The sequence below is a fragment of the Dehalococcoidia bacterium genome, assembly GCA_035310145.1.
Lineage (GTDB): Bacteria > Chloroflexota > Dehalococcoidia > CAUJGQ01 > CAUJGQ01 > CALFMN01.
On record DATGEL010000119.1, the window covers coordinates 1 to 24,417 of the forward strand.

Annotated in this window: 21 protein-coding genes; 14 read left to right on the plus strand and 7 right to left on the minus strand. The window is 70.3% G+C overall.

All coding sequences use genetic code 11. From position 1 onward, the window contains the following. Together VKV26_21840 and selD are read right to left on the minus strand one after the other, a co-directional pair. Positions 1-213 (minus strand): hypothetical protein (locus VKV26_21840; protein ID HLZ72557.1); only part of this gene is annotated, 213 nt, incomplete at its 3' end. Then, positions 210-1,259, minus strand: coding sequence for a selenide, water dikinase SelD (selD, locus tag VKV26_21845; protein ID HLZ72558.1), 1,050 nt, complete (start codon positions 1,257-1,259; stop codon positions 210-212). The genes VKV26_21840 and selD, both read right to left, overlap by 4 nt. Before the next feature lie 305 nt (positions 1,260-1,564). Between selD and VKV26_21850 the strand changes: the two genes are divergently transcribed. From VKV26_21850 to nth, 3 genes are all read left to right on the plus strand, one after another. After that, positions 1,565-2,227, plus strand: a complete 663-nt coding sequence (locus VKV26_21850; GenBank protein HLZ72559.1) for a dihydrofolate reductase family protein — start codon at positions 1,565-1,567, stop codon at positions 2,225-2,227. Positions 2,228-2,325: 98 nt separating this feature from the next. Then, positions 2,326-3,504: a geranylgeranyl reductase family protein gene (locus tag VKV26_21855; GenBank protein ID HLZ72560.1), complete on the plus strand. Its 1,179-nt coding sequence runs from the start codon at positions 2,326-2,328 to the stop codon at positions 3,502-3,504. A gap of 7 nt (positions 3,505-3,511) precedes the next feature. After that, a complete protein-coding gene (nth, locus tag VKV26_21860) occupies positions 3,512-4,174 on the plus strand; it encodes an endonuclease III (GenBank protein ID HLZ72561.1) in 663 nt (220 codons plus the stop codon). Positions 4,175-4,201: 27 nt separating this feature from the next. Here nth and VKV26_21865 read toward each other — a convergent pair whose 3' ends face one another. Continuing rightward, entirely contained in the window at positions 4,202-5,092 is an 891-nt protein-coding gene (locus VKV26_21865) for a M15 family metallopeptidase (GenBank protein HLZ72562.1), read from the minus strand. 58 nt (positions 5,093-5,150) lie between these two features. Here VKV26_21865 and VKV26_21870 point away from each other — a divergent pair, with 58 nt between their 5' ends. Continuing rightward, a complete protein-coding gene (locus VKV26_21870) occupies positions 5,151-5,396 on the plus strand; it encodes a hypothetical protein (GenBank protein ID HLZ72563.1) in 246 nt (81 codons plus the stop codon). A 75-nt stretch (positions 5,397-5,471) separates the two neighbouring features. Here VKV26_21870 and VKV26_21875 read toward each other — a convergent pair whose 3' ends face one another. After that, positions 5,472-7,094 (minus strand): MFS transporter, encoded by a 1,623-nt coding sequence (locus tag VKV26_21875; protein ID HLZ72564.1) that lies wholly within the window; start codon positions 7,092-7,094, stop codon positions 5,472-5,474. Positions 7,095-7,250: 156 nt separating this feature from the next. Between VKV26_21875 and VKV26_21880 the strand changes: the two genes are divergently transcribed. From VKV26_21880 to rdgB, 7 genes are all read left to right on the plus strand, one after another. Then, positions 7,251-7,874, plus strand: coding sequence for a cyclase family protein (locus tag VKV26_21880; protein HLZ72565.1), 624 nt, complete (start codon positions 7,251-7,253; stop codon positions 7,872-7,874). A gap of 26 nt (positions 7,875-7,900) precedes the next feature. Then, the gene (locus VKV26_21885; GenBank protein ID HLZ72566.1) at positions 7,901-8,272 is read left to right on the plus strand and encodes a limonene-1,2-epoxide hydrolase family protein; all 372 of its coding nucleotides are present in this window, start codon (positions 7,901-7,903) and stop codon (positions 8,270-8,272) included. 14 nt (positions 8,273-8,286) lie between these two features. Further along, the gene (locus VKV26_21890) at positions 8,287-10,053 is read left to right on the plus strand and encodes a hypothetical protein (GenBank protein HLZ72567.1); all 1,767 of its coding nucleotides are present in this window, start codon (positions 8,287-8,289) and stop codon (positions 10,051-10,053) included. 281 nt (positions 10,054-10,334) lie between these two features. Then, positions 10,335-13,820: an Ig-like domain repeat protein gene (locus VKV26_21895; protein HLZ72568.1), complete on the plus strand. Its 3,486-nt coding sequence runs from the start codon at positions 10,335-10,337 to the stop codon at positions 13,818-13,820. 325 nt (positions 13,821-14,145) lie between these two features. Next, on the plus strand, positions 14,146-15,450 hold the full coding sequence (locus VKV26_21900) for an MFS transporter (protein ID HLZ72569.1): 1,305 nt from the start codon (positions 14,146-14,148) through the stop codon (positions 15,448-15,450). Positions 15,451-15,522: 72 nt separating this feature from the next. Continuing rightward, on the plus strand, positions 15,523-17,013 hold the full coding sequence (locus VKV26_21905) for a S53 family peptidase (GenBank protein ID HLZ72570.1): 1,491 nt from the start codon (positions 15,523-15,525) through the stop codon (positions 17,011-17,013). Position 17,014: 1 nt separating this feature from the next. After that, the gene (gene rdgB / locus VKV26_21910) at positions 17,015-17,626 is read left to right on the plus strand and encodes an RdgB/HAM1 family non-canonical purine NTP pyrophosphatase (GenBank protein ID HLZ72571.1); all 612 of its coding nucleotides are present in this window, start codon (positions 17,015-17,017) and stop codon (positions 17,624-17,626) included. A 90-nt stretch (positions 17,627-17,716) separates the two neighbouring features. Here rdgB and VKV26_21915 read toward each other — a convergent pair whose 3' ends face one another. Together VKV26_21915 and VKV26_21920 are read right to left on the minus strand one after the other, a co-directional pair. After that, complete coding sequence (locus VKV26_21915; GenBank protein ID HLZ72572.1) at positions 17,717-17,923, minus strand: hypothetical protein; 207 nt, start codon at positions 17,921-17,923, stop codon at positions 17,717-17,719. A gap of 268 nt (positions 17,924-18,191) precedes the next feature. Next, positions 18,192-18,389, minus strand: a complete 198-nt coding sequence (locus VKV26_21920; protein HLZ72573.1) for a LysM peptidoglycan-binding domain-containing protein — start codon at positions 18,387-18,389, stop codon at positions 18,192-18,194. A 507-nt stretch (positions 18,390-18,896) separates the two neighbouring features. Here VKV26_21920 and VKV26_21925 point away from each other — a divergent pair. From VKV26_21925 to VKV26_21935, 3 genes are all read left to right on the plus strand, one after another. Continuing rightward, positions 18,897-19,439: a sigma-70 family RNA polymerase sigma factor gene (locus VKV26_21925; GenBank protein ID HLZ72574.1), complete on the plus strand. Its 543-nt coding sequence runs from the start codon at positions 18,897-18,899 to the stop codon at positions 19,437-19,439. Continuing rightward, positions 19,439-21,742 carry an LpqB family beta-propeller domain-containing protein gene (locus VKV26_21930; GenBank protein ID HLZ72575.1) on the plus strand — a complete coding sequence of 768 codons (2,304 nt, stop codon included), beginning with the start codon at positions 19,439-19,441 and terminating at the stop codon, positions 21,740-21,742. Before VKV26_21925 ends, VKV26_21930 begins: the two co-directional genes overlap by 1 nt. Before the next feature lie 120 nt (positions 21,743-21,862). Continuing rightward, positions 21,863-23,404, plus strand: a complete 1,542-nt coding sequence (locus VKV26_21935; GenBank protein ID HLZ72576.1) for a glycosyltransferase family 39 protein — start codon at positions 21,863-21,865, stop codon at positions 23,402-23,404. A gap of 55 nt (positions 23,405-23,459) precedes the next feature. On the opposite strand, the gene VKV26_21940 is transcribed toward VKV26_21935, so the two are convergent. Then, the gene (locus VKV26_21940) at positions 23,460-24,347 is read right to left on the minus strand and encodes an ABC transporter permease (GenBank protein HLZ72577.1); all 888 of its coding nucleotides are present in this window, start codon (positions 24,345-24,347) and stop codon (positions 23,460-23,462) included. Positions 24,348-24,417 lie beyond the last annotated feature (70 nt).

Below are 24,417 nucleotides of genomic sequence, written 5' to 3' on the forward strand. Positions count from 1 at the left end.
GTTCGTAGTCTGGATCGCGGCGTTGAGCAGATCCTGGGCGCTGAGCGTTGGCGTCGGCGTGGCGAGGCGGCCGTTCTGGGGTGTTGGGGGTTTGTGATTGTTCTTACCAGAGCCGCAGGCCGCGACCAGCAGCAGCACCGCCAGCGCCTGCAGCAGCAGCCGCCAGCGGCCGGCAAGAAGCGCCCACGCGGCCCGCCGCGCCGTGCTGCTCACCGTACGACCTGCAGGCCGGCGCCGCTGAGCGCCTCGCCGATCTGCCAGCAGCGGACGCCCTGCTCCCTGCACGCCGCCTCGAAGTCGCCGGCGCGATCTGCCGGCAGCGTGGCCAGCAGGCCGCCGGAGGTTTGCGGGTCGTAGAGCAGCTCGACCAGCTCGCGCGGCAGATCGGAGGCAAGATCGACCCTGGCGGCAACGTACGCCTCGTTGCGGTTGCTGCCGCCCGTGCGCACGCCGGCGCGGATCGCTTCGAGAGCGCCGGGCAGCGCCGGCACGGCCTCGGCAAGGATACGCAGGCGCACACCGCTGGCGCAGGCGACCTCGTCCGCGTGGCCGAGTAACCCGAAGCCGGTCACGTCGGTGAGCGCCGTCGCGTCCGCCGCCCGCGCGGCGAGCGAGGCGCCGCGGTTGAGCTGCAGCATCGAGGCCACGGCCGCATCGAGATCGGCGGCCGCCAGTTTGCCATCCTTGAGGCTGGAGCAGAGCACGCCGGTGCCCAGCGCCTTGGTCAGGTAGAGGCGGTCGCCCGCCCGCGCGCCGCCCTTGGTCAGGATGCGCTGCGGGTGCACGCTGCCGGTCACGGCGAGGCCGTACTTCGGCTCCGGGTCGTAGATCGAGTGCCCGCCCGCGACCACACCGCCGGCCTCGCGCACCTTCTCGGCGCCGCCGCGGAAGATCTCCGCGACCACCTCTTCCGGCATCGTCTCGGGGAAGGCGGCGATGTTGAGCGCGAACAGCACCTCGCCGCCCATCGCGTAGATGTCGCTCATCGCGTTGGCGGCGGCCACGGCGCCGAACTGATAGGGGTCGTCCAGCACCGGGGCAAAGAAATCCAGCGTCTGCACGATCGCCTGCGCGTCGTTCAAACGGTAGACGGCGGCGTCGTCCGCGACCTGCAGGCCGACCAGCAGATCGGGGGCGTTCACGCCGGCGAAGGCAGCGGTCAAGGGGCGCAGCACCTGCGCCAGGGCTCCGGGCCCAACCTTGGAGGCTCAACCGCCGCAGGAGACGAGCGAAGTCAGCCGAACTGGCGCGCTGGTCACGGACGATCACCCCCTTTCCGGCGAACTCTGCGCCACGCGGGCGCCTGCAGCGATCGTACGGGGACGGCTGCCGCGCGGCAAGCTGCTGCCGGGCGGTCAACTGCTCGCGCTGAGCGCAACTGTCGCGTGGCGAAAGCGCGAGACGGCGGTTGACTTCTCGGTGGATGTCTCCATATACTTAAGTATGTAATTAACTATCAGGACGGCGCGTGGGCGAGTTCGAACCGCGGCGGCGGAGCGCCATTCCGCCGTGGAACGGCCCCCTGTGCGGGTTGCCGCCAGCGCCGCGATGAAAGGAACCAGCGATGCCAAAGCTGCGCGTACACAACTTCTCGATCTCTCTGGACGGCTACGGAGCCGGCCCCAGGCAGGATCTCGACAACCCGCTGGGCGTGGGTGGCCCGCGGCTGCACGAGTGGGCGTTCGCCACTCGCACCTTCCAGAGGATGTTCGGCACGGGCGGCGGCGCCGCGGGGCTCGACGACGAGTTCGCCGCACGGGGCGACGCCGGCATCGGCGCCACGATCATAGGGCGCAACATGTTCGGTCCAATCCGCGGACCGTGGAGCGACGACCAGTGGAAGGGCTGGTGGGGAGACAACCCGCCGTACCATCACCCGGTCTTCGTGCTCACCCACTATCCGCGCCCCTCGATCACGATGCAGGGCGGCACGACGTTCCATTTCGTACCCGATGGCATCGAGGCCGCGCTGAAGCAGGCATACGCTGCCGCGGACGGCAGGGACGTGCGGCTCGGCGGCGGCGCGGCCACCATTCAGCAATACCTCCGCGCCGGCCTGATCGACGAAATGCACTTTGTAATCGTGCCGATCCTGCTCGGCAGCGGCGAGCGGCTCTTCGACCGTCTCGACGGCGGCCCGCATGGCTACGAGTGCGTCGAGCACGTCAGCTCGCCCGCCGTCACGCACGTCCGCCTCGCGCGGACGGCGACGGGGCCGCGGCCCTGAGCGCCCTCTGCGCGATCACTTGCGGTCCTCCGTGCGGTCTGCCGCCGCATTCCTGCCGCGATCGCTCGTCGCTATAGTGGATGCAGGCGGGTGCATCGATGGCGAATGCCCGGGCTGCGGACTTTGAGGTGGCGGTAGTGGGCGCCGGGCCGGCCGGGGCGACGGCGGCGCGCGGGCTGGCCGCGGCCGGGGCTCGCGTTGCGCTGATCGAGCGGGCACGGCTGCCGCGCTACAAGAGCTGCGCCGGCGGCATCCCCCTGCGCACGGCCGCGCTGCTGCCGCCAGGGGTGGATAGCGTTGTCGAGGACTCGGTGCGCGGCCTCAACGTCAGTTATCTCGGCCGCGGGCGCTTCACACGCTGGTCCAGGCGGCCGTTCGCCCTCATGGTGATGCGCGACCGCTTCGACAATTTCTTGGCTGAGAGTGCAGCGGAGGCGGGCGCGGAGGTACTCGCCGGCAGCCCGGTGAGCGCTGTCGAGCGAGACGGCGCGGGTTTCATGCTCACGGTCGGCGGGCAGCGCTTGAGCTCACGCTTCGTGATCGGCGCCGACGGGGCGAACAGCGGTGTGGCGCGCGCCGCGGGTCTCGGCGCCGGCCTGGCACAGAGCGTGGCGCTGGAGGCCGAAGTCTGCGGCCGGCCCGGCGATCTCGACCGCTGGCGAGGCACGGTCAACATCGATTTCGGCTACCGGCCCTGGGGCTACGGCTGGGTCTTTCCCAAGCAAGCGCGTCTCTCGATCGGGCTGGTGCTGCCGCCGGGCGGCGGGCCGGACCTGCGCTCGCACCTGCAGGTCTATCTTGGCCGCCTCGGGCTCGCCGATGCAGAGATCGAGCGCGTGGTCGGTCACAAGCTGCTCTTCCGGCGCGGGCGCGAGCCGATCGCCGGCGACGGCGTGCTGCTGGCCGGCGACGCTGCCGGGCTGGCCGACGAGTTTACCGAAGAAGGCATCTACTATGCCGTGCGCAGCGGCGGACTGGCGGCGCAGGCGGTACTGCGGGCGCTTGGCGCCGGGCAGACCTCGCTCGTCGGCTACGAACGCGCGATTGACCGCTTGATCATGCCTGAGCTGCGCGCGGCACGGCGCATCGCGATCATGTTCTATCTCTCGCTGCGTCGCGCCACGCGGCCGATGCTCTGGCTCAGCGAGCGTGTGAGCTACTTCTGGAACGCCTTCTTTCGCATCCAGCAGGGCGCGTCGAGCTACGATCGCGAGCTGCGCCGCGCCTTCTGGCTGCGGCCGTTCCTGTCGCTGGTGGACCGTGCCGCCCTCGGTTGATGCCGTGATGGCACGGCTGCACGGCAGCTATGGCGAGCTGCGCTGGCGCCCGCACCACGACGCGATCTCCGAGCTGGTGCTGACCATCCTCTCGCAGCACACGGCCGATCGCGCCTCCGGCCGCGCCTTCTCCGAGCTGCTGGCCACCTTTCCCGGCTGGGACGCGATCCGGGAGGCCGATCCTTCGGCCATCGCCCGTGCGGTGCGCTGGGCCGGCCTCTCCGAGATGAAGGCGCCGCGCATCAAGGCCGTGCTGCAGCGCGTGCAGGCGGAACGCGGCGGCTACGATCTCAGCTTCCTCGGCGATCCGAAGCTGCCGCTGGACGAAGCGCGGGCCTGGCTGATGGATCTGCCCGGCGTGGGGCCGAAGACCGCGGCGTGCGTGCTGATGTTCGCGCTGGGCCGGCCGGCGCTGCCGGTAGACACGCACGTCTACCGCGTGGGCCAGCGGCTCGGCTTCATCCCGCCGAGGATGAGCGCGGACAAGGCGCACGCCCACCTCGAAGCCCTGGTGCCCGAATCACAGGTCTATGCCTTCCACGTCGGCCTGATCAAGCACGGCCGCCACGTCTGTTACGCCCAGCGCCCGAACTGCGCCGGCTGCGTCCTGAACGACATCTGCCCCAGCGCCTTCACGTTCGGCAACGCGCCAGCGGCGGTACGCAACTGATTCACTGCTGCTCGGCTTCAGCGGCCGTTACGCCCCGCAGCCGAGCTGCCGCGAGGTGAGCCACTGGTTCAGCGTCTGGCCGGATTGCACGAACTGCTGTGCGGCGCCGGTACCGATGTAGCGGTAGTGCCAGGGTTCGTACTCGTAACCGGTCTGCGCCTCTTTGCCCTCGGGGTAGCTCAGCACAAAGCCGAACTCCGCCGCGTGCTGCGCCAGCCAACGGCCCTCCGGCGTGGCGGCGAATGACTGGTTCAGGTCGAAGTCGAGGCCGCGCGTGGTGAAATCGATCGCCAGGCCGAGCTGGTGCTCGCTGTGTCCGGGGCGGGCGCTCTCGCGATCGGCCTGCGCCTGGCCGACACTGTTCACCTCCTGCTGGTAGACCTGGCTCTGGTACTGGTACGAGCGGTAGGCCGACTGTGCGAGGAAGAAGATGTTCTGCGCCCGCGCCGCCTCCAGCATGCTATGCAGTGCGCCGTCCGCCTCCTTGCGCAGCTGCACCACGGTCGGCGAGCCGGGCGAGGCGTCCTTCGGCTCAACGTTGACCAGGTCCGGCGGCAGATAGTCGTCGGGCAGGGCGTGGTCCTTGTCCACCAGCCGCAGCAGATCGGACGGGGCACAGGTCGCCTGCGGCGTGGGCGACACGGGCGCGAAGCCGCCCACGCCTGGCGTTGCGCCGGGGCGCGGCGAGCCGCCGCGGGATCCGGCCGCGGCGCGGCTACTGGGTGCGGCAGGCGCGGCGCCGGCCGTGGGCTGTGCGTCGTTCCTCGCCTTCGGCTGCTTGCCGCCAGAGCTGCAGATGCTGACCAGCAGAAACGCGGCGGCCAAGAGCACGATTGCGACGGCGAGCAGCCGAAGTGGGAAGCGACGGCGGGAGCGGCGGTGAGCGGGCGGCAGATTACTGCGGCGGGTCTGCGGCATGCCGCTATTATACTGTTACAGATCGAGCCGGCCCAACGGCGCCGGCATGGAGGACGCGATGCCAACCGTCGAAGAGATGCAGGCCGAGATCGAACGCCTGAAGCAGGAGAACCAGCAACTGAAGACCGGCGCGAGGCGCGGCGTCTCGCTCAAAGTCTCGGAGAAAGGCGGCCTCAGCGTCTACGGCCTCGGCCGCTTCCCAGTGACGCTCTACCCGGAGCAGTGGGAGACGCTGCTGGGCATGGCCGACCAGATCAACGCATTTATCAAGGAGAATCGAGCCAAGCTCAAGTGGAAAGAATAGGGCAAAGGGCGGACGAACGAGACTCCGCATGCCGGCCCGAGCGCACGCGAGCTGACGCCCCAGCCCTGCCGCAGATCACGCGCGCACATCCGTGATCAGGGCCGCGGCGTCCGTGCGGTCTGGCTCGGTTGCGCGCGGCGGTTCATGTTCGTCCTCGGCAATCACGGCGCCGAAACGGTCACTCTTCACGAACAGCAGCGCCACGAGCGTGCCGATCAGCAGCACGGCCGCGTTCACGTACAGCGTCTCGGAGAAGCCATGGACGAAGGCCGTCGTGGCCGCGGCGCGGGCGCGCTCCGCCACATCGGGCGCCAGGCCGATTACGGCCTTGACGCCGCCGCCCGCCACCTGCTGCCCCAGCGGCGTGAGCCGGTCGCCAAGACCGAGGCCCGCGGCCTTCTCCACGAACTGGCTGCTGACCAGGTGGCTGAACAGCGCCCCTAACGCCGCCACGCCGAGCAGGCCGCCCACCTGCCGCATCGTGTTGACGACGCCCGAAGCGGCGCCCGAGCGCTCGCGCGGCACCGAACCCATCACCGCGGCCATCGCCGGCGTCGTCACCAGTCCCTGGCCGATGCCGTTCAACAACAGGGCCGGCAGCAAGCCCGCGTAGCTCGTCGTCGCGGTCCAGCGCGTGGCCAGCAGCAGCGAAACGGCCAGCAGGAACATGCCGGCGGCCAGCGGGTTGCGCGGCCCGAAGCGATCGGTGATGCGGCCGGCGAAGGGCGCCACCAAGGCGACGATCAGCGTCTCCGGCAGCAGCCGCAGTCCCGCTTCCAGGGCGCTGTAGCCCAGCAGATCCTGCAAGTAGAGGCTCAGCAGGAAGTAGTAGGCGAACATGCTGAAGGTCGAAGCGAAGATCGCCACGTTCGCGCCGGAGAAAGTTGGCAGGCGGAAGAAGCGCAGATCGAGCAGTGCATGCCGCGTGCGCGCCTCGTTCAGCGCGAACAGCAGCAGCAAGAGCACGCCGCCGCCCATCATGCCGAGGGTGAAGAGGGAGGTCCAACCCTTGCTGTCGCCCTCGATGAAGGCGATCGAGAGCGCCAGCAGCGCCAGGGTGATCAGGCCGACGCCGGCCACGTCGATGCGTCGCGACGCCGTCTCGTCCGTGCTCTCCCGCACCGTGTACATACCGATGATCACCGTGCAGACGCCGACCGGCACGTTGACCCAGAAGATCGATTGCCAGGTCGCCTTCTCGACGAGCACGCCGCCGACCACCGGTCCCAGCGCGATCGCCAGACTGCTGACGCCGGACCAGATGCCGATGGCGGCGCCGCGCTCGGGGCCGTCGAAGCTCTGCGTGATGATCGAGAGTGTGCCGGGGATCAGCATGGCGCCGCCGACGCCCTGCAAGGCCCGTGCGGCGATCAGGAAGCCGATATCCTGCGCCAGCCCGCCCATCGCCGATCCAAGGGTGAAAACCGCCACGCCGGCCAGCACCACGCGCTTGCGGCCGAACAGATCGCCGAAGCGCCCGCCGCTGACCAGCAGCACCGCCAGCGCCAGCGTGTAGGCGTCGAGCACCCATTGCAGATCGGAGAGGCTGGCAGAGAGCCCGCGCTGGATCGAGGGTAATGCCACGTTGACGATCGTGGCATCCAAAAAGGTCATCGCCATGGCGAGGCACATGGCGCCGAGCGTCCACCAGCGGCGGGGGTCGACGGCGCCGGCCCGCTCCGCGTGCACCGGTTGCATACACATTCACCTGGAGTGATACGCGCGCGGTCGCGTTCACTGCAGATTGTGTAGGATCGGTCTGAGCCTCCGCCACGTACCGTAGTCCGGCCGCGCACGATCGCTGGCCGGTTGCGGCTAACGCGGGGAGGCCGCCGGCACACGGGAGAAGCTGCCGTGCCACTGTACGATGCGACGCTGCCGCTCACACCCGAGATGGCGACCTGGCCGGGCGAGCCGGGGCCGGAGCGCACGCTGATCAAGAGCATCGACAAGGGCGACCCGGCCAACGTCTCCAAGCTCACGCTCGGCGTGCACACCGGCACCCACGTCGATGCGCCGGTGCACTTCATTCCCGGCGCGGGCGGCATCGAGACCGTGCCGCTGGGCGCCCTCATCGGGCCGGGCCTGGTCTGCGACGTGGGCGAGGCGCTGGCCGTCACGGCCGCGCTGCTGGAGTCGCTGCACATCCCGGCCGGCACGGAGCGCCTGCTATTCAAGTCGCGCAACAGCGGCTTCCTGCATGACCGGCAGTTCCACCAGGACTTCACCTACATCGCCCACGACGCGGCGCACTGGCTGGTGGCGCACGGCATTCGCCTCGCCGGCATCGACTATCTCTCGGTCGAGCAGTTCGGCGCGGAACCAGAGACGCACCGCACGCTGCTCGGCGCGGGCGTGGCGGTGGTGGAAGGCGCCAACCTGCGCGAGGTGCCCGCCGGATCCTACACGATCATGGCGCTGCCGATCCGGCTCGTCGGCAGCGACGGCGGTTCGGCTCGGCTGGTGCTGCAAGGCTGACGACTGAGCGAGGAGGAGGCCCCGAGATGAGTGATGCACTCCAGACCGTGCAGGAGTTCTGCGCGGCCTGGTCAAAGCTGGACGCGGAGCTGCTGCTCGGCTACTTCGCCGAGGACGCGGTCTACCACAACATTCCCATGCAGCCGATGCACGGACGCGAGGCCATTGGCGGCTTCCTGCGCCGGTTCACAGGGCAGGCGAGCGCGGCGCAGTTCGAGATGCTGCACATCGCCGCCAGCGGCGATACGGTGCTGACCGAGCGCATCGACCGCTTCACCCTGGGCGAGCGACGGATCGCGCTGCCGGTGATGGGCGTCTTCGAGCTGCGCGACGGCAAGATCGCCGCCTGGCGCGACTACTTCGACCTGACCGACTGGCAGAAACAGTCGCGCGGTTGAGTGGGAGGCGCCTCGTGACGCAGGCGACGTTCGCCTCGCTGCCGGGCGCGGACGGCGCCCGTTCGCCGCTGGATTCCGCCCTGCTCGCCGCGGGTGCCGGCAAGGATCAGGTCGAGCTTTATCTGCGCACCTTCGGCACGCTGCTGCGCAGCTCGGGCGAGCTGCGCCTGCGCACGCTCGAGGCCACGCACATCGGCATGCACTCCAGCCTGCATTCAGGCGCGGGGCTTGCCGAGCCCGACCTCGGCGCCTTTATCTATGCCACGCAGCGACTGCCCTCCGTGATGCCGCGCGTGCGCCATGTGGTTATGGGCCAGACGCCGGAGAGCTTCGCGCAGGCGCTGGGGGAAGACGTTGGCGCCTGGCAGCAGGTGGCGGCGCCGGGCCGGCGACGGCGCTGCCACTTCGACGGGCGCGACTGCCTGGCCGTCTTCATCGCCAGCCAGTCGGACGTGGACGACCTGATCCCCACGCTGGTGGCCTGGCAGATCGAGTGGAACAAGCTGCACGCCCTGCTGCGCGGTTTCGCCACGGGCAATGGCCACGGCAGCGAGCCGGAGGCGGAGCCCTGGCGCCTGTTCGGCGGCGTGGCGGACGACTGGCGTCGCCTGCAGGCGATCTGGGGAACAGGGTTTACGGCGCTGCTTGCCGACGTGGCGCGCGGCGACCTCAACCTGACGGTGCGGATGCTGGGCGGCACACACGTCGGCTACGCGCAGGCGACGGCGCGCTGGTGGCAGCCGATCGCCAACGCGATCGCGCGTGAGGGGCTGGACGGCCGTCCGATCTACTTCGTCTCCAGCAACACGCACAGCCTCGTCAACCTTCTCTCTGGCGTGGCGCTGCGCCACCAGGAGGCGATCATCGAGCACGTCGAGCAGGCGGGCGAGCGGGAGCTGGCCGAGGAGCTGGCGAAGCTGCGCTCCGGCGCCAGCCGCGGCAACTGGCACAACTTCCTCTATTACGCGGCCCGCAGCTTCTTCCGCGAGCGGCCCGAACGCCAGCAGTTGCGCCTGCGCGAGGAGCACGCCCGTGGCATCGCCTTCGTGCCGCCGCACGCCGCGATCGAAGTGGCGGCGCAGATCATTGCGCTCGACCGCCTGCACCCGAAGGACCTCGACCCGCGACTCGGCACCCTCTCCGCCGCGCGGCTGCGGGCAAGCCGGGCGATCGTCGTCAACATCGATTACCCGCTGGGCATGGCGGCCTACAACATCATGCGCGCGGTGATGGAGCGCACGGGGGAGCTGCGCGGCGTCTACGTGTTGGGCAAGGCGGCCACGCTCAACGCCAGCGTAGGCGACGTGATGATCCCCGACGTCGTGCACGACGAGCACTCGATGAACACCTACTGGCTGGACAACTGCTTCAGCTACGAAGACGTCGGCCCGTTCCTGGTCTTCGGTTCGGCGCTGGATCACCAGCGGGCGGTAACGGTGAAGGGCACGTTTTTGCAGAACAAGGGCTATCTCGACCTCTACCACCGCGAGAGCTACACGGCGGTGGAGATGGAGGCAGGGCCATACTTGGACGCGCTCTACGAGGGAGCGCGGGCCGACCGCTATCCCGAAGGCCAGAGCATCAACTTCGCCAAGCTGCCCTTCGACCTCGGTGTGATCCACTACGCCTCCGACACGCCCTATACCCAGGCGCGTACGCTCGGCGCGCGGGCGCTGGACTACCGCGGCATCGACTCGACCTACGCCTCAGCCGTCGCCATCCTGCGGCGTGTGCTGGTGCGAGAGGGGGTGACCGCCGCGGCAGAACCCGCGAACCCCTGACGCCAATCGATCGCACGACCGGGCACGACTGTTACTGTTCCGCCTCTCTCGCGTCGCTTCCGAACCTTTTCTATCTCTTTACGGTATGGTAGTGTCTCGGCAATCTTGCGCGGCGCCCCGCCTGCCTCCGTGTGCCGGCGTGGCCCGCTGCTAAGGACGTCGGAATGCCGGCCAGAGCCTCGCACGGCGCATCTACACGCCCTTTGCCCCTCGCTCGCCTGATCGCCACACTCATCGTCGCCTTGGCAACGCTCGGCGCCACCATAAGGCACGCGAACCCGGTGCACGCGGCCGTCGTCAGCAGTCACGCCCTCGTCCTCACCTCCGCGCTGAACGCCGTGTCTTGTTTCGATACCAGCCGCTGCTACGCCGCGGGCGCGGGCGGCGTGGTCAGCCACACCAGCGACGGCGGCGCCAACTGGGACGTAAACGGCACGCCCACGTTTTCGACGCTCTACGGCATCGCCTGTGCCAGCGCCAACGCCTGCGTCGCGGTGGGCGCGGGCGGCGCGATCGCCGGCACGAGCAATGGCGGCGCCACCTGGACGGCGCAGAGCAACAGCGCAACCGTGGATTTGAAGGCCGTGTCCTGCCTGAGCACAACGAGCTGCTACGCCGTGGGCGCGGGCGGCACGATCGTGGCGACGACGAACGGAGCGAGCTGGTCGGCCCAGGCCAGCGGCACGACGCAGAACCTGTTCGGCATCGCCTGCCCGGGCGGCACGACCTGCGTGGCCGTCGGCGCCGCGGGCACGATCCTGCTGACGACCGACGGCAGCACCTGGCTGCCGCAGGCCAGCAACACGACGGCGCAGCTCAACGCCGTCGCCTGCGTGCCATTCACCACCACCTGCTACGCGGTGGGCGGCGGCAGCGTCTTCACCAAGACGAGCGACGGCACGAGCTGGAGCGCCGGCACCATTCTGCAAAACGGCTTCACCTTCAACGCCATCTCCTGCGCCGCGGCCTCGACCTGTGTGGCCGCGGGGCAGTTTGGCTTCCTCTTCATGACCACCGACGGCTCGACCTGGAACAGCCAGGTGAGTCACACCACGCTCACGCTATCGGGCATCGCCTGCCCCTCGACCGTCACCTGCTTCGTGACAGAGCCGAACGGCACGATCCTGGCCACAGTTAACGCGGGCACGAACTGGAACGCCGAGACCCCCGCCTATGCCGGTCAGGTCGATGCCGTCGCCTGCCCCAGCGCCACGGTCTGCTACGCCGCCGGCGGGGTGATCGGCGGCACGACCGACGGCGGCTCGACCTGGTCGCTTTTCACCACGGCGCAGGACAGCGTGCTGCACGACATTGCCTGTCCCTCGACCTCGAACTGCGCCGCTGTGGGCAGCAGCGGTCGCATCTACTCGACCGCGGACGGCGGCGCGAGCTGGACCCTGCTTGCGCCATTCCCCAACGCGCTCAACGGCGTCGCCTGCCCGACGGTTTCGGTCTGCTACGCCGTCGGCGCCGGCGGTCTGATCGAGACCAACGCCGGCGGTTCCTGGCGCGGCGACAACAGCCCCACGATCCAGTCGCTTGCCGGTGTCGCCTGCACGGGAGCGACGGCCTGCGTCGCGGTGGGCGCAGCGGGCACGGTCGTGCGCACACTCGACGGCACGCACTGGAGCGTCGTTGCCGTGGGCGTCACCGTCGATCTCGTCAGCATCGCCTGCGCGCCCGGCGGCGTCTGCTACGCCCTGCCCGGCCTCGCCAACAGCGCCTTCCTCAAGTCGATCGACGGCGGCGCAAGCTGGTCCGGCGGCAGCTTCGCGCCGGCGCCAACGCCGTTGCGCATGGCGTGCCCGGCGATGCCGGTCTGCCTCGCGCCCGCGTGGAACGGCGTCTCAAGCCTGATCCTGAGCTCGGGCGATCAGGGCAACACCTGGTCGCAGCAATCGCTCGGCAGCACCGAACGGCTTCTCTCCGTCGCCTGTCCCACGCTCACGCTCTGCGCCTTCGGCACCGACGCCGGTCATATCTTCCTGGCAACCAGCCCGGCGACCACGCTCTCGCTCGGCGTGTCCCCGAATCCGGCCGCCGCGGGCCAGCCGCTGACGCTCACCGCGACGCTGTCGGCCTGCCCTTCATCACCCGGCGGCAGCGTCGCCTTCTTCGACGGCCTGGCGCTGCTCGGCTCGGCGCCGATCTCCGCCGGGCAGGCGCAGCTCTCGACCGGTGGACTTGCGGGCGGCGCGCACCAGCTCTCGGCAAGCTACGGCGGCGACGCGAACTGCGGCGCGGCCGTCTCGAACACGTTGAACGAGGGTGTGGCGCCGGCCACGCCGACCCCAACCGCGCCGCCGCCGGGCGCCAGCGGCCTGAGCACGACGCCGACGCTGAGCTGGACCAATCCCGCGGGCGCCGCCTCCTTCAACATCGCGATCAGCGACACCACGGCGAGTCAGACGCTTGCGGGCCTGAGCAGCGCCGCAGCGTCACTCGTCGTGCCGGTCAGCGAAGGGCTGGTGCTCGCGCATCAGTACTCGTGGTCGGTCCAGGCGTGCAACGCGATCGGCTGCTCGCCGTTCTCGTCGGCGATAAGTTTCACCACTGCAGCCGCGCCGCCAGGAGCGGTGCAGCTCCTCTCGCCGCTCGAAGGCGCCACGAACGTGAGCTTCACCCCGACCCTGAGCTGGAGCGCGCCGAGCGGAGCCATCGCCGGCACGACGCAGTACACCGCCTATATCTGGGATCCGCAGCTCGGCGTGATGAAGTTCCAGCAATCCACGAGCGCGCTCAGCATCGGCGTGCCGGCCGCGTCGGCGCTGCAAGGCGGCGTGTTCTACTACTGGACGGTGCAGGCCTGCAACGGCGGCGCCTGTGGACCACTCGCCCGCTGGCTCGGCTTCACCACGGCCGCAGCGCTCGGCGCGCCGGGCCTCAGCAGCCCGCTTGAAGGGGCCACCAACGTCAGCACCACGCCCACGGTCCAATGGACGGCTGCCGGCGGCGCCGCGAACGGCGTCACGCAGTACACCGTCTTCATCTGGGATCCGAATCCCGGCGCGATGGTCTTCCAGCAGACGACGACGGCGCTCAGCCTCTCCGTGCCGCCCGCGGCGGCGCTGCAAGGGAGCCGTTTCTACTACTACACCGTGCAGGCCTGCGACGGCGCGAGCTGCGGTCCGCTGGCGCGCTGGGAAGGCTTCACCACGGCCGCGAGCAGCGGTCCCGGCGTCGTGACGCTCACCCAGCCGCCGGAAGGCGCCACCGGCGTCAGCCTGACGCCGGCGCTGCAATGGGCCGCTCCCACAGGCGCTGTCTCGGGCACGACGCGCTACACGGCCTCCGTCTGGGACCCGGCGGCCGGCGTGATGCGCTTCCAGCAGACGACCACCGCACTGGACATAGATGTGCCGGGCAGCGCCGGGCTGGTGTTGGGCCACTTCTATTACTGGACCGTGCAGGCCTGCAACGGCACAGACTGCGGCCCGCTGGCGCGCTGGGAAGGCTTCACCACGGTGAGCGGCCTCGGCGCGCCGCTGTTGCGTGGACCCGCCGAAGGCGCCACCGGCGTTGGTGTGACGCCGACCATCAACTGGCTGGCGCCCAGCGGCGCCTCACCCGGGACAACGCAGTACACCGTCTTCGTCTGGGATCCGGCGGTGGGCGTAATGAAGTTCCAGCAGACGACGACGGCGCTGCTGCTCCCCGTGCCCTTCAGCGCCGGCCTGGTCAGCGGCCACTTTTACTACTACACGGTGCAGGCCTGCAACGGCGGCACCTGCGGGCCACTCGCGCGCTGGGAGGGCTTCACGAGTTAGCCGTCGCGCCGCGATCGCGCCCGGCGCCACGGCGGCGCATGGCGTATGGCATATGGCGTATAATGAAGCCGGAGGTACTCCCCGGGTGGTGAGCACCGGCACCGGCATCCTACAACCCCGGGCGTAGAGGGCGCCCGGCCGGGTTTGCCCGGCCGCCGAGCCTCACGCCTCGCCGCGAGCAGCAGTTCTTCGCGGCGTTTTCGTGTGTCCGAAGTTCCGGCATCTTCCCTCTGCGCTCCTCCTCGATCGGCCGCCAGCGCGGTCGGGACGGCGGTCATTCCGCGCGTCGCCGGCAGAACCGTACTCGCCCACGAGGAGCGTTTGCATGCATCCCCGTCGAACCGGACTCTGGCGCCACGCCGACTTTTTGCGGTTGTGGGCCGGACAGACCACTTCGCAGTTCGGCTCGTTGGTCGGCGGCGTCGCCTTGCAATTCACCGCGATTCTCTGGTTGCACGCCGGCGCGGCGCAGGTCAGCCTGCTCGCGGCCTGCCAGTTCGCGCCCGCGGCTGTCTGCGGCCTCTTCGCGGGGGCCTGGGTGGACCGACTGCGCCGCCGGCCCCTGATGATCGCCGCCGACAGCGGCCGCGCCCTGGCCCTGGCCAGCGTGCCGCTGACCGCGCTGCTCGGCTCGCTCTCCTTGCCGCAGCTCTACGCCGTCGCCTGCTTGAACAGCGGCCTCGGCGTGCTGTTCGAGTCGGCCTACGAAGCCTACCTGCCCACGTTGCTGCCAGCCGAGCAGATCGTCGCCGCAAACAGCACCCTCACCGCCAGCGCCTCCGTGGCCGAGTTCGGCGCCTTCAGCGCCGGCGGCTGGCTGGTGCAACTGTTCAGCTCCCCAGCCACGGTGCTGATCGACGCGCTCTCCTTCGGCGTGTCGGCCGCGTCGCTTGCCGCGATTCGTGCGCCCGAGGGACCGCCGCCGGCGCCGGAGCAGCGCGAGCCGTTGCGCCGCGAGATCACGGAGGGCGCCCGCACGATTTGGCGGCAGCCGTTGCTGCGCGCCCTCGCCGGCGTGCACATGCTGCTCGAGTGCGGCGGCCGGATCATCGGCGCCGTGATCCTCCTCTATCTCAGCCGCGAAGCGGGGTTTGGCGCCGGCGCCCAGGGGATGATCTTCGCTATCGGCGGTCTCACGGCGCTGGCGGGCGCGGCCGCGGCCGGGCGCGAGCGCTGGTTTGGCGGGCTGGGCCGGGCGCTGACGGTTGCCGTCCTGCTGCGCGTGGCCGGCATCATCTGCGTCGCGCTTACGACGAGCGTCTCGCTGCTCGGCGTCCTGCTGCTCGTGGCCAGCCAGTGCATCAGCGACCCCGGCTACGCCTTCTTCGAGATCAACGCCGTCAGTCTGCGCCAGACGGTCACGCCGGCACACCTGCTGGGCCGGGTGAGCGCCACGCTGCGGGTGCTCGACTTCGCCGCCATGCTGGCGGGCACCGCGCTTGCCGGCGTGCTGGGCCAGTTGATCGGCCTGCAAGGCACGCTGTTCGTGGCGACCGGGGTCGTGGCCGGTGCGGCCCTGGCGCTGATGCTCAGCCCGATCGCGAGGCTGCACACCATGCCCGAGCCGCCGGCGCTTGCCCGCACGCACGGCCGCGGCTTGTCTGAGACGGGGGGCGGTTGGTTAGACTGACATATGCACCCATTGCACCCATTGCACCCATTCCTTCGTCCCTATCTGCGCGCCCTGCAGGCACTCCTCCCCGTGACGCTTGTGGTGGTGCTGATCGCCTGCACCGGCTCGCATCGCAAGGCTCCCAGTCCTCCCGCTGAATTGCCGGACGTACCGACGGCCGCCGTCGCCGCCGGCGCGCCGGCAGCCACACCCGCCGCCACGAGCGCCGCGGCGCGGGCCACGCCCTCGCCGGCGCTCACCGCCGGCCTGCGGCCGTCCGGCGCTCCCGCGGCGCGGGCCACGCCGGCGCGCGGCAGCGTCCCTGGCTCCTCGGGCCAGGCCACCGGCACGCCCGGCCCGTCGCTCAGCCCCGGACAGTTGCTGCGCCGCGACGCCGTGCCCACGATCCAGGAGTGCATCGACGCCGGCATCGGTCCCTGCTACTCGCCGGCGGACATCGGCGCGGCCTACGACATCGACGCGCTGCACGCCTCCGGCATCGACGGCAGCGGGCAAAGCGTGGTGATCGTCGTCTCCTTCGGCAGCCCGACACTTGCCGACGACGTCGCCGCCTTCAGCAAGGCGATGGGCCTGCCCGACGCTGACTTGCAGGAACTGTACCCGCTCGGCTCGGACTTCACGGGCCAGCCTCAGAGCGAGATCAGCGGCTGGCGTGGCGAGACCACGCTCGACGCCGAGTGGGTGCACGCGATCGCGCCCAAAGCGCGGATCGTGGTGCTCGTCAGCCCCGTGGCGGAGACCGAGGGCATCGTCGGGCTGCCGGAGATGCTGCAGCTCGAGCAGTACGCCCTGGACAACAAGCTGGGCACGGTGATCTCGCAGAGCTGGGGCACGAGCGAAGACCTGCTCGACGACGCCGAGGGGCTGCCCGTGCGCCAACAGTGGGACGCCTTCTATCAGCAGGCCACCACCGCCGGCATCACGATCGTCACCGCCGCAGGCGACCACGGCGCCCTGGCCGATATGCGCGACGAGCAGCCGGGCACAACGCGCTCCGCCGATTGGCCCTCCGCCGAGCCCTTGGTGACGACCGTGGGCGGCACGACGCTCGCGCTGAACGCCGACGGCAGCTACGGCTCCGAGCGTGTCTGGGCCGACCGATCCGGCGCCGGCGGCAGCGGTATCAGCCGCTTCTACAGCCAGCCGGCCAATCAGTCCGTGCTGCCGGACGCGATCAAGCAACGCCTCGGCGGCATGCGCGGCGAGGCCGATGTTGCGGCGCTGGCGAGCGGCCTGCTCCTCTACTTCGCAAGCGGCCCCGGCGGCACGCCGCATCCCAGCGTCGTGGGCGGCACCAGCGCTTCGACCCCGATCTGGGCAGGCATTGTCGCGCTCGCCGGCCAGCAGGCGGGGCATGGGCTGGGCAATATCAATCCAACGCTGTACCAGCTCGGCGCGGCCGGGCGCTGCTTCCACGACGTGACCGCCGGCAGCAACGCCTTCCGCGGCGATCCGGGTGAGCCGGCGATGCCGGGCTGGGACTTCCCGACCGGCTGGGGCTCGCCGGACGCTGCCTGCCTGGTGCCCGCGCTGGCCGCGGCGGGGCAGAACGGGCAGTAACGTGCCACGCATCCTGATCGGCACGAACAACTCGGGCAAGCTCGCGGAGCTGCGCGCCCTGCTGCTGCCGCGCGGCTGGACGCCGGTTCATCCCGCCGGCCTCGGACTCGCGCTCGAGGTAGAGGAAACGGGCAGCACCTACGCCGAGAACGCGACGCTGAAGGCGAACGCCTTCGCCGCCGCCGCCGGCATGCTGGCGCTAGCCGACGATTCTGGCCTGGAGGTGGATGCGCTCGGCGGCCGGCCCGGCGTGCATTCGGCCCGCTACGGCGGCGCCGGCACGCCGCCGGCCGAGCAGATTCGCTTGCTGCTGCGCGAACTGGAGGACGTGCCCGAGGAGCGCCGCACGGCGCGCTTCCGCTCGGTGGTCGTGATCGCGGCGCCGGACGGGCGCACCTGGCAGTCAGACGGCACGATCGAGGGGCGCGTGGAGCACTCACCGCGCGGCGCCAACGGCTTTGGTTACGATCCGATCTTCCTACTGCCCGAACGTGGCCTGACCATGGCGCAGCTCGGCGACGCGGCGAAGAACGTGATCAGCCATCGCGCGCTGGCCATGCAGGGTGCCTTGCAGCACCTCGACCGGCTGTTGCGCTCCGGCGAAGCGTTCTGAGGGCCGCGGCTCAGCTTTCGCCGATCAGCGCCTCCTGCGCCAGCGAGGCACAGCGCCTGCCATCGCGCGTCCAGATCGCCCCGGTCTGCATCACCCGTCCCGCCGCGGCCAGCGTGCTCTCGCGCAGAACCAGCAGCCACAGCCATCGAGCGGCGGCAGCTCGTGCAGCCAGAGCGAATGGTTCAGCGTGGCGAGGTCGGGCCGGGAGAAGATGTCTGGCTTCAGCCCCATGAGCTGCGTCGAGATGTCGCTCAACGCCGCCAGCGCCGCCGCGCGTGCCAGCGGATCGTCGGGCACGGCCGCACCGCATACTGTCGCGGCTCGTAGAACATCGCACCCTCCGGCACCGCGGTCCGCATTCCACGCTGAACAATTCCGCACGCGCTGCCCCAAACGCCCGGGGCTGCTCACGCTGCGGGACGTGTGGAGCGTACGCGAAGCGGGTGTTGCGTGCATCAGGCGGAGTTTGCACGCAAAAACACCACCCGCGGCTCGAAGCTGAAGCCAGAGCCGTGGGCGGTGATCGTTGTTGCGTTGCGCGGCCGCGAGCCGGAACGCCCGCGCGCTAGGGCAGGCGCAGCACCTCGCCGGGATAGATCAGGTTGGGATTGTAGACCTTGTCCGCGTTGGCGGCGTAGAGCAGCGGCCAGAGGCTGCCGTCGCCATAGTAGCGCTGTGCGATCGCCCAAAGGCAGTCGCCGGGCCGCACCACATAGACATTCGTGGCGGCGAAGCCGGAGAGATAGCTGTAGAACTGGCGCATCGTGGACACCTCCACCGAGTCATTCTCTGCGGCGGTGCCTGGCGCCTCCGCATCTCATGACTCCAGCGTGCCACGCCCCACCGTCCGGGCCGCATGAGCAGCGCCACCGCGCCACCGTGAAGGTGATGACAGAAGCGCTGCAGGCAGACCCTCGGTCCTCGGTTCGCCGTGTCATGTCTCCAGGCAGATGGAGAGACCCGCCGCCTGCGCAGAACCAGGCGGCCAGAGTGGCGATCCGGCGATGGAAGTGCGGGAGCGGATCGGTCTACGCGATGCGCCGTGCCATGCCGGCCGCCGCCATACGGGATGGTTAACCCGACTCGCTCCGGACCTTCCTCCCCACGATCGCCCGTCTCCCTCTCCCAAGATTGGGAGAAGGACCAGTGGAAGATCATGGGGGTGAGGATGAGGGCCGCCATCTGTGATAGAACGATCCGGGCGGCCGGCGCGTCTGATCGGAGAGATCAGGCTGCAAAGGACCGGACCCGACGTGACATGGCGGTGATAATGGCGCGCGTTGCGGCGCGGGCGGCCCTCGATGAGCGCTTTACGCGGCTGGTGCTCGACCACCAGCGGCGCATTCACCGCTTCATCTGCGGCATGGTCGGCGCCGAGCAGCTCGCCGAGGACCTGACACAGGACGTGTTTCTCTCGGCCTACCGAGCCCTCGGGCGCCTGCCCGACGATGCCAATGAGTCGGCCTGGCTGTTTACGATCGCGCGCAACCGCGCCTTGCAGGAGCTACGCCGGCGCAAGATCCTGCGCTGGCTGCCGCTCGCCCGTCCCAACGACGACGAAGACGACATCCATCCACACGCGGACCAGCCGCTGGCAGACAGCGTCGCCGAGCGTGACCGGCTGCGGCGGGCGATGGATGCGGTGCCGGCGAAGGATCTCGCCTGCCTGCTGCTCAGCGTGGACGGACATTCGTACAGCGAAGTCGCTCAGATCACCGGCCTGTCGCTGCCGGCGGTGCGGGCGCGCATCTTCCGTGCCCGCGACCGGCTGCGGGCGCTGCTCGGCGAGGACGAGGCGAAAGGCGAAGCGTAATGTGGCCCTTCGCACGTGGCCGCTCCGCGCACGATCGCGGTTGGGGCGCGCTCGCCTCCGCATATGTCGATCGTGAGCTGGCGGGCGCTGAGGCCGACGCCTTCGCCGAGCATCTGCGCGCCTGCGGGCGCTGCGCCGCGCTGGTGGCGGAGTATCGCTCCCTCGACGCCGACCTGCGGCGCCGCCTGGTGTCCGCGCCCGCCGTGGCGGCGCGGCCGATCTTCGAGCGAGCCGAGCGACTGGGACCGCGGCCCGTGCCCGTTGCGGCGCCGCGCCGGCTCGCACTCGCCTCGGCGGCGGTGCTGCTGGTGGGCGGCGCGGCGACGCCGCCCGTGCGCGCCGGCGTGGGCGGCGCCGTGCAGTTCGTGCGCAGCGTCGTGGCGCCGTCCGAAGGCGTGTCCTACGCTGGCGATCGTGCCATCTTCCACGCGGGCAGCGACGACATCCTCGCCAGCGTCGTGCGCGAGTACACCCTGTATACCGCGCCGGACACGGCTGCCGCCCCAGCGGCGGTAGGGAGCGCGCCGTTTCACGACGGGCCGATCTTCGCGCTGGCCGGCGGACGTGTCCTCTTCAACGCGGCGCAGGGCGCCGGCCCGGCGCAGTGGACGACGGTGCGCCGCGATGGCAGCGACCCACGGCCGTTCTTTCCGACCTCGGGCACCGGACATATCCCCGACCCCGGCGGCCTGTCTGCCGTCTCCACCACGCCGGATGGTTCGCGAGTGCTCTTCCGCCGCGGGGGCGCCGGCGGCCGCTTTCTCACCACGGCGGGCGCAACGCTGGTCACCGATGCCGACGGCTCGCCGATCTGGAGCGATCCGGGCGGCGCCGACGTCTACTCGCTCTCGCCCGATGGCCGCTTTGCGCTCTCCGGGCAAACGGGCGGCCTGCGCTTGATCCCGCTCGACGGCAGCGCGGCCCCGCCCTCGCCGATCAGCGATTGCGACGTGCAGCGGCCGCAGATCTCCGCCGATGGCACGCGGCTGATCTTCGTCGCCACGCGCGTGGGACCCGATTGCCCTGCCACCTCTGCCCTCTACTTCTTCCGCCTGACCGGCGCGGTGGGCAGTCCCTACCTGGAGCCGGTGCCGTTGCAGGACGGTGCGGCCTACAGCCTCTCGCCCGATGGCCAATACGTTGCCGTGCAGTCCTGGCTGAACGAGCCCGCCGCGGGCCAGCAGGGCTCGGGCACGACGGCGCTCAAGCTCTGGAACCTGAGCAGCGGCGAGCGGCAGGAGATCCCCGGTTTCCGCGACGTGCGTGTGCTCCAGCTCTCCTGGTCGGCCGACGGCAGCCGCCTGCTGATCCGCGACGAGCGCGAGGGGCGCAAGGAGGCCTGGGCCGGCGATCCGCGCGGGCGGCTCGGCCAGGTGCTGGCCGGCACGGCCATCGCCGCGGCCGCGTTCTACCCGGACGGCGCAGGCATGGTGGTTGCCAGCGACGGCGGCGCGCCGGCCGGCATCGTCGCGCTTGGCCCAGCCGCGACACAAGATAACGCCACCGGCCTGCTGGCCAACGCCGACGGCCTGGCGCCGGCCTTCGCGGCGCACGGGGACGCGGTGGCGCTGCTGCGCCGCGGCGCGCCTTCCACGCTGCTGGCAAGACACGGCCACGCTCCGGCCGGCATCGGCGACGACCTCTCCGGCTTCTCCTGGGCGCCGGACGGGCGGCGTGCCGCCGTGGTGGTCGACGGCCGGATCTACCTGTGGACCGCGCACAACGGGCGCGCCGCCGCGCCGCTGCTGTCCGGCAGGGCCGTCGCCTGGTCCCCGCGCGACGACCAGCTGCTGGTGACTCGCGGCGACGGCTCGATCGTCATCACCGACGTGCGAGGGCAGCTTGTCGCCGCGGCGCCGGCCGGGATGACGGCGGCGGCATGGTCGCCTGATGGACGGCTCGTCGCCGGCGTCGCGCACGCCGGCGGTGGGGAGACGCTCGTGATCTGGGAGCCAAGCTCGGGGGCGATCCGGCAACTGGCGAGCGCGGTGCGGATCGGCGCCCCGGTTTGGTCGCCCGACGGGCGGTCGATCGCCTACGCGGCGATTGCCGGGGCTGCCTCCGGCAACGATCTGCCGGGGCTGAACGTCGTCGCGGCCGCGGGCGGGGAGCCAAGGCAGCTCGCCGCGCTCGCAGCAATCGACGATGCCCCCGTGTGGTCGGCCGACAGCCACGGTCTGTACTATCTGCAACGCAGCGTTGCGGGTGCGCCGGGCGCCGTGCGCCTGGTGAACGCCGACGGCAACGGCGACCGGCGCGTCGGCACGCTGTTCGCCACGGCGCTCTTCGCCGGGCCGCGCTGACGGCCGTCCGCGGCAGCCACTCGGGTTGTTTCGTCTCCCGCGATCGGCCATCGTTGATCGCGGCGCCGCCGGGCGCGCCGGCTGTGCCGGCCCGGGCATGGACGGTGATGGGGAGGGGAGATGGCGCTGCCGGCGCGGGCCGAACGCACGAACACGCGGCCGGCCGAGCCGGGCTGGATCGAACGGCTGAGCGCTTCTCCCTCCCTGGCGCTACTGCTGATGCTCGGCCTGATCGCGTTCACTTCCGAGGGCGTGCTGATCGTCTTCATGCGGCGCCTCTCGCTGAAGCGGTTTCCTAACGTCCTGGTCAGCAACGAGCCCGTGGCCCAGGCGCTCGGCATCGATACGCGCGGGCTGACCTGGTTCGTGCTGGTGCTCGGTCTGCTGACGTTGGGCTATCTGGTTGGCTACGCCGTGGCGCTGCGCATCAGGGAGCCACGCTGGGGGCTTGCGGTGCTGGCGGTCAGCGCCGTCTTCATCGCGACGGTGATCCCGATCTTCCCCGGCGGCGCTCAGGACGTGTATCACAACATCGCCGACGCGCGCACGCTGTGGGTGCACCACCAGGATCCGATCAGCACGCCGCCGATCGCGCACCCGGACGACCCGATCGTGCAGCAGGTCCCGTTCTGGCAGGATCTGACCTCGAGTTACGGGCCGGTCTGGTATATCGTCTCCGGGGCGCCGCTGCCGTTCGCCGGCAACGACCTGGTGGAGAACGTCCTCGGTCAGAAGCTCCTGGTCAGCCTGTTTCTGCTGGGCACGCTTGGCCTGGTCTACCTGATCGTACGTGAGCGCCGGCCGCAGAGCGCGACGGCGGCGATGGTGCTGCTGGGCTGGAGTCCGCTGATTCTCTGGGAGATTCCCGGCAACGCGCACAACGACATCGTGATGATGTTCTTCGCCGTGGCCGCGATCTACGCCATCCATCGCGGCGCCTGGCAGTGGGCGTTCCCGCTGCTGGCGCTGGGCGTTGGCGTCAAGTTCATCATGGCGCTGCTCGGACCAATCCTGCTGGTCTGGCTGCTGTGGCGCCGGCCGCGGGTCGATCGGCGGGAGCTGCTCGTCTCGATCGGCTACGGCGCGGTGATGCTCGGGCTGATCTATCTGCCGTTCTTCCTCGCTTCGCACAGCCTCGCCAACACGGACGCGCTGCGCAACCGCTACATCAGCTCGCCGGCGTCGCTCACCATCGCCTTTGTGATGCAGTACACCTCGCTGTCACGGGCGATGGACCTGACGCGCGCCCTGGCGCTGACGCTGTATGGCGTGCTCTATCTGCTGGTGCTCTGGCGGGCGCGCGGCGGCTTCGAAAACCTCGTGCGGGCGGCGTTCTGGGCGATCCTGCTCACTCTGGCCATACCGACCTGGTGGTTCTGGCCCTGGTATGTAATCTGGTTGCTGCCCTTCGCCGCGCTCACGGCGGGCCGCAAGCTTGCGACGATCGGCCTGGTCTTCGCCAGCTCGGCGCTGCTGGTCTACCCGATTTACTACTGGCGCAACGTGTTGCTCAACGGCCCCGACTGGTACGCCAACCAGTTCGTGATCGTCGGCGCCGTCTTCGGCCCGCTGGCGCTGTACCTGCTCGGCTCCTCCGGACTGCACCTGCTGACCGTTGAGGAAGCAGACGGGCCGCGGGACGAACGGCGAGCGACGGCTTAGGGACGATTCGGTCCCCGCGCGCCGGCTGGATCCTGGCTTCGCCCATCTTGGCGGCTCAGGTGGCGGCGCTGTTGCCGGCGCCGCGCAGGCGCGGGTCGAGCACATCCCTCAGCGCATCCCCGAACATGTTCGAGGCAAAGACGACCAGCGTCAGGACGACGGTGGGCGCGATCAGCAGCCACGGCGCCGCGAACATGTACGCGCGCCCCTCCGCGCTGAGCATCCCGCCCCAGCTCGCGGTCGGCGGCGGCACACCGTAGCCCAGAAACGAAAGCGACGCCTCGGCCAGGATGTTGCCACCGAAGTTGATCGAGGCCAGGACGATCACCGGCGCCATGATGTTCGGGACGATGTAGCGGCCGATCAGGCGCTGATGTGAGGCGCCCAGCAGCCGACCGGCGTCGATGAACGGCTGCGCCAGCACGGCGAGCGCGGAGCCCCGCACCACGCGCGACGTGACCATCGCCGACCGGATCGAGAGTGCGATGATCACATTCGTCAGGCTTGGTCCGAGGATCACCAGGATCGTGATCAGCAGGATCAGCGCCGGAATCGCCTGGACGGTATCGACCACGCGCTGCACCGCGTAGTCGAAGGCGCCGCCGAAGTACGCGCTGGCGGTGCCGATCACTACGGCCAGTCCGATTCCGAGCAGTGTCGCGCCGGTGCCGACATACAGCGAGGTGCGCGCGCCATAGATGATCCGGCTGAGCACGTCGCGGCCATACTGATCGGTACCGAACACGTGCTGGCTGCTTGGTCCCTGCAGCTCGTAGGCGTTGTCGTGGACCAGCGGGTCGAAGGGAGAGAGCAGCGGCGCCAATACGGCGATCAGAACCATAAGGGCGAGCACCACCGCGCTGGCGGTTCCCAGCGGTTTGCCGCGCACGAAGTGGAGCAGCGGACGATACCAGGCCGGCGAAAACGCGCCCTCCGCCGCCACCGGCAGCGGACCGCCTGCTTCGGCTGTGCGTGGCTGAACCATCGTCTCGATCCTTGCCGGCAGTTGCGGC

Bases quoted from the DNA above. Each gene is read 5' to 3' on its own strand.
- nth (HLZ72561.1), top strand. From the start codon at position 3,512: ATGGCACGGCTGCACGGCAGCTATGGCGAGCTGCGCTGGCGCCCGCAC.
- VKV26_21865 (HLZ72562.1), bottom strand. From the start codon at position 5,092: ATGCCGCAGACCCGCCGCAGTAATCTGCCGCCCGCTCACCGCCGCTCC.
- VKV26_21935 (HLZ72576.1), top strand. From the start codon at position 21,863: ATGGCGCTGCCGGCGCGGGCCGAACGCACGAACACGCGGCCGGCCGAG.
- VKV26_21850 (HLZ72559.1), top strand. From the start codon at position 1,565: ATGCCAAAGCTGCGCGTACACAACTTCTCGATCTCTCTGGACGGCTAC.
- VKV26_21855 (HLZ72560.1), top strand. From the start codon at position 2,326: ATGGCGAATGCCCGGGCTGCGGACTTTGAGGTGGCGGTAGTGGGCGCC.
- VKV26_21930 (HLZ72575.1), top strand. From the start codon at position 19,439: ATGTGGCCCTTCGCACGTGGCCGCTCCGCGCACGATCGCGGTTGGGGC.
- VKV26_21925 (HLZ72574.1), top strand. From the start codon at position 18,897: ATGGCGCGCGTTGCGGCGCGGGCGGCCCTCGATGAGCGCTTTACGCGG.
- VKV26_21920 (HLZ72573.1), bottom strand. From the start codon at position 18,389: ATGCGCCAGTTCTACAGCTATCTCTCCGGCTTCGCCGCCACGAATGTC.
- VKV26_21900 (HLZ72569.1), top strand. From the start codon at position 14,146: ATGCATCCCCGTCGAACCGGACTCTGGCGCCACGCCGACTTTTTGCGG.
- VKV26_21870 (HLZ72563.1), top strand. From the start codon at position 5,151: ATGCCAACCGTCGAAGAGATGCAGGCCGAGATCGAACGCCTGAAGCAG.
- VKV26_21875 (HLZ72564.1), bottom strand. From the start codon at position 7,094: ATGCAACCGGTGCACGCGGAGCGGGCCGGCGCCGTCGACCCCCGCCGC.
- VKV26_21885 (HLZ72566.1), top strand. From the start codon at position 7,901: ATGAGTGATGCACTCCAGACCGTGCAGGAGTTCTGCGCGGCCTGGTCA.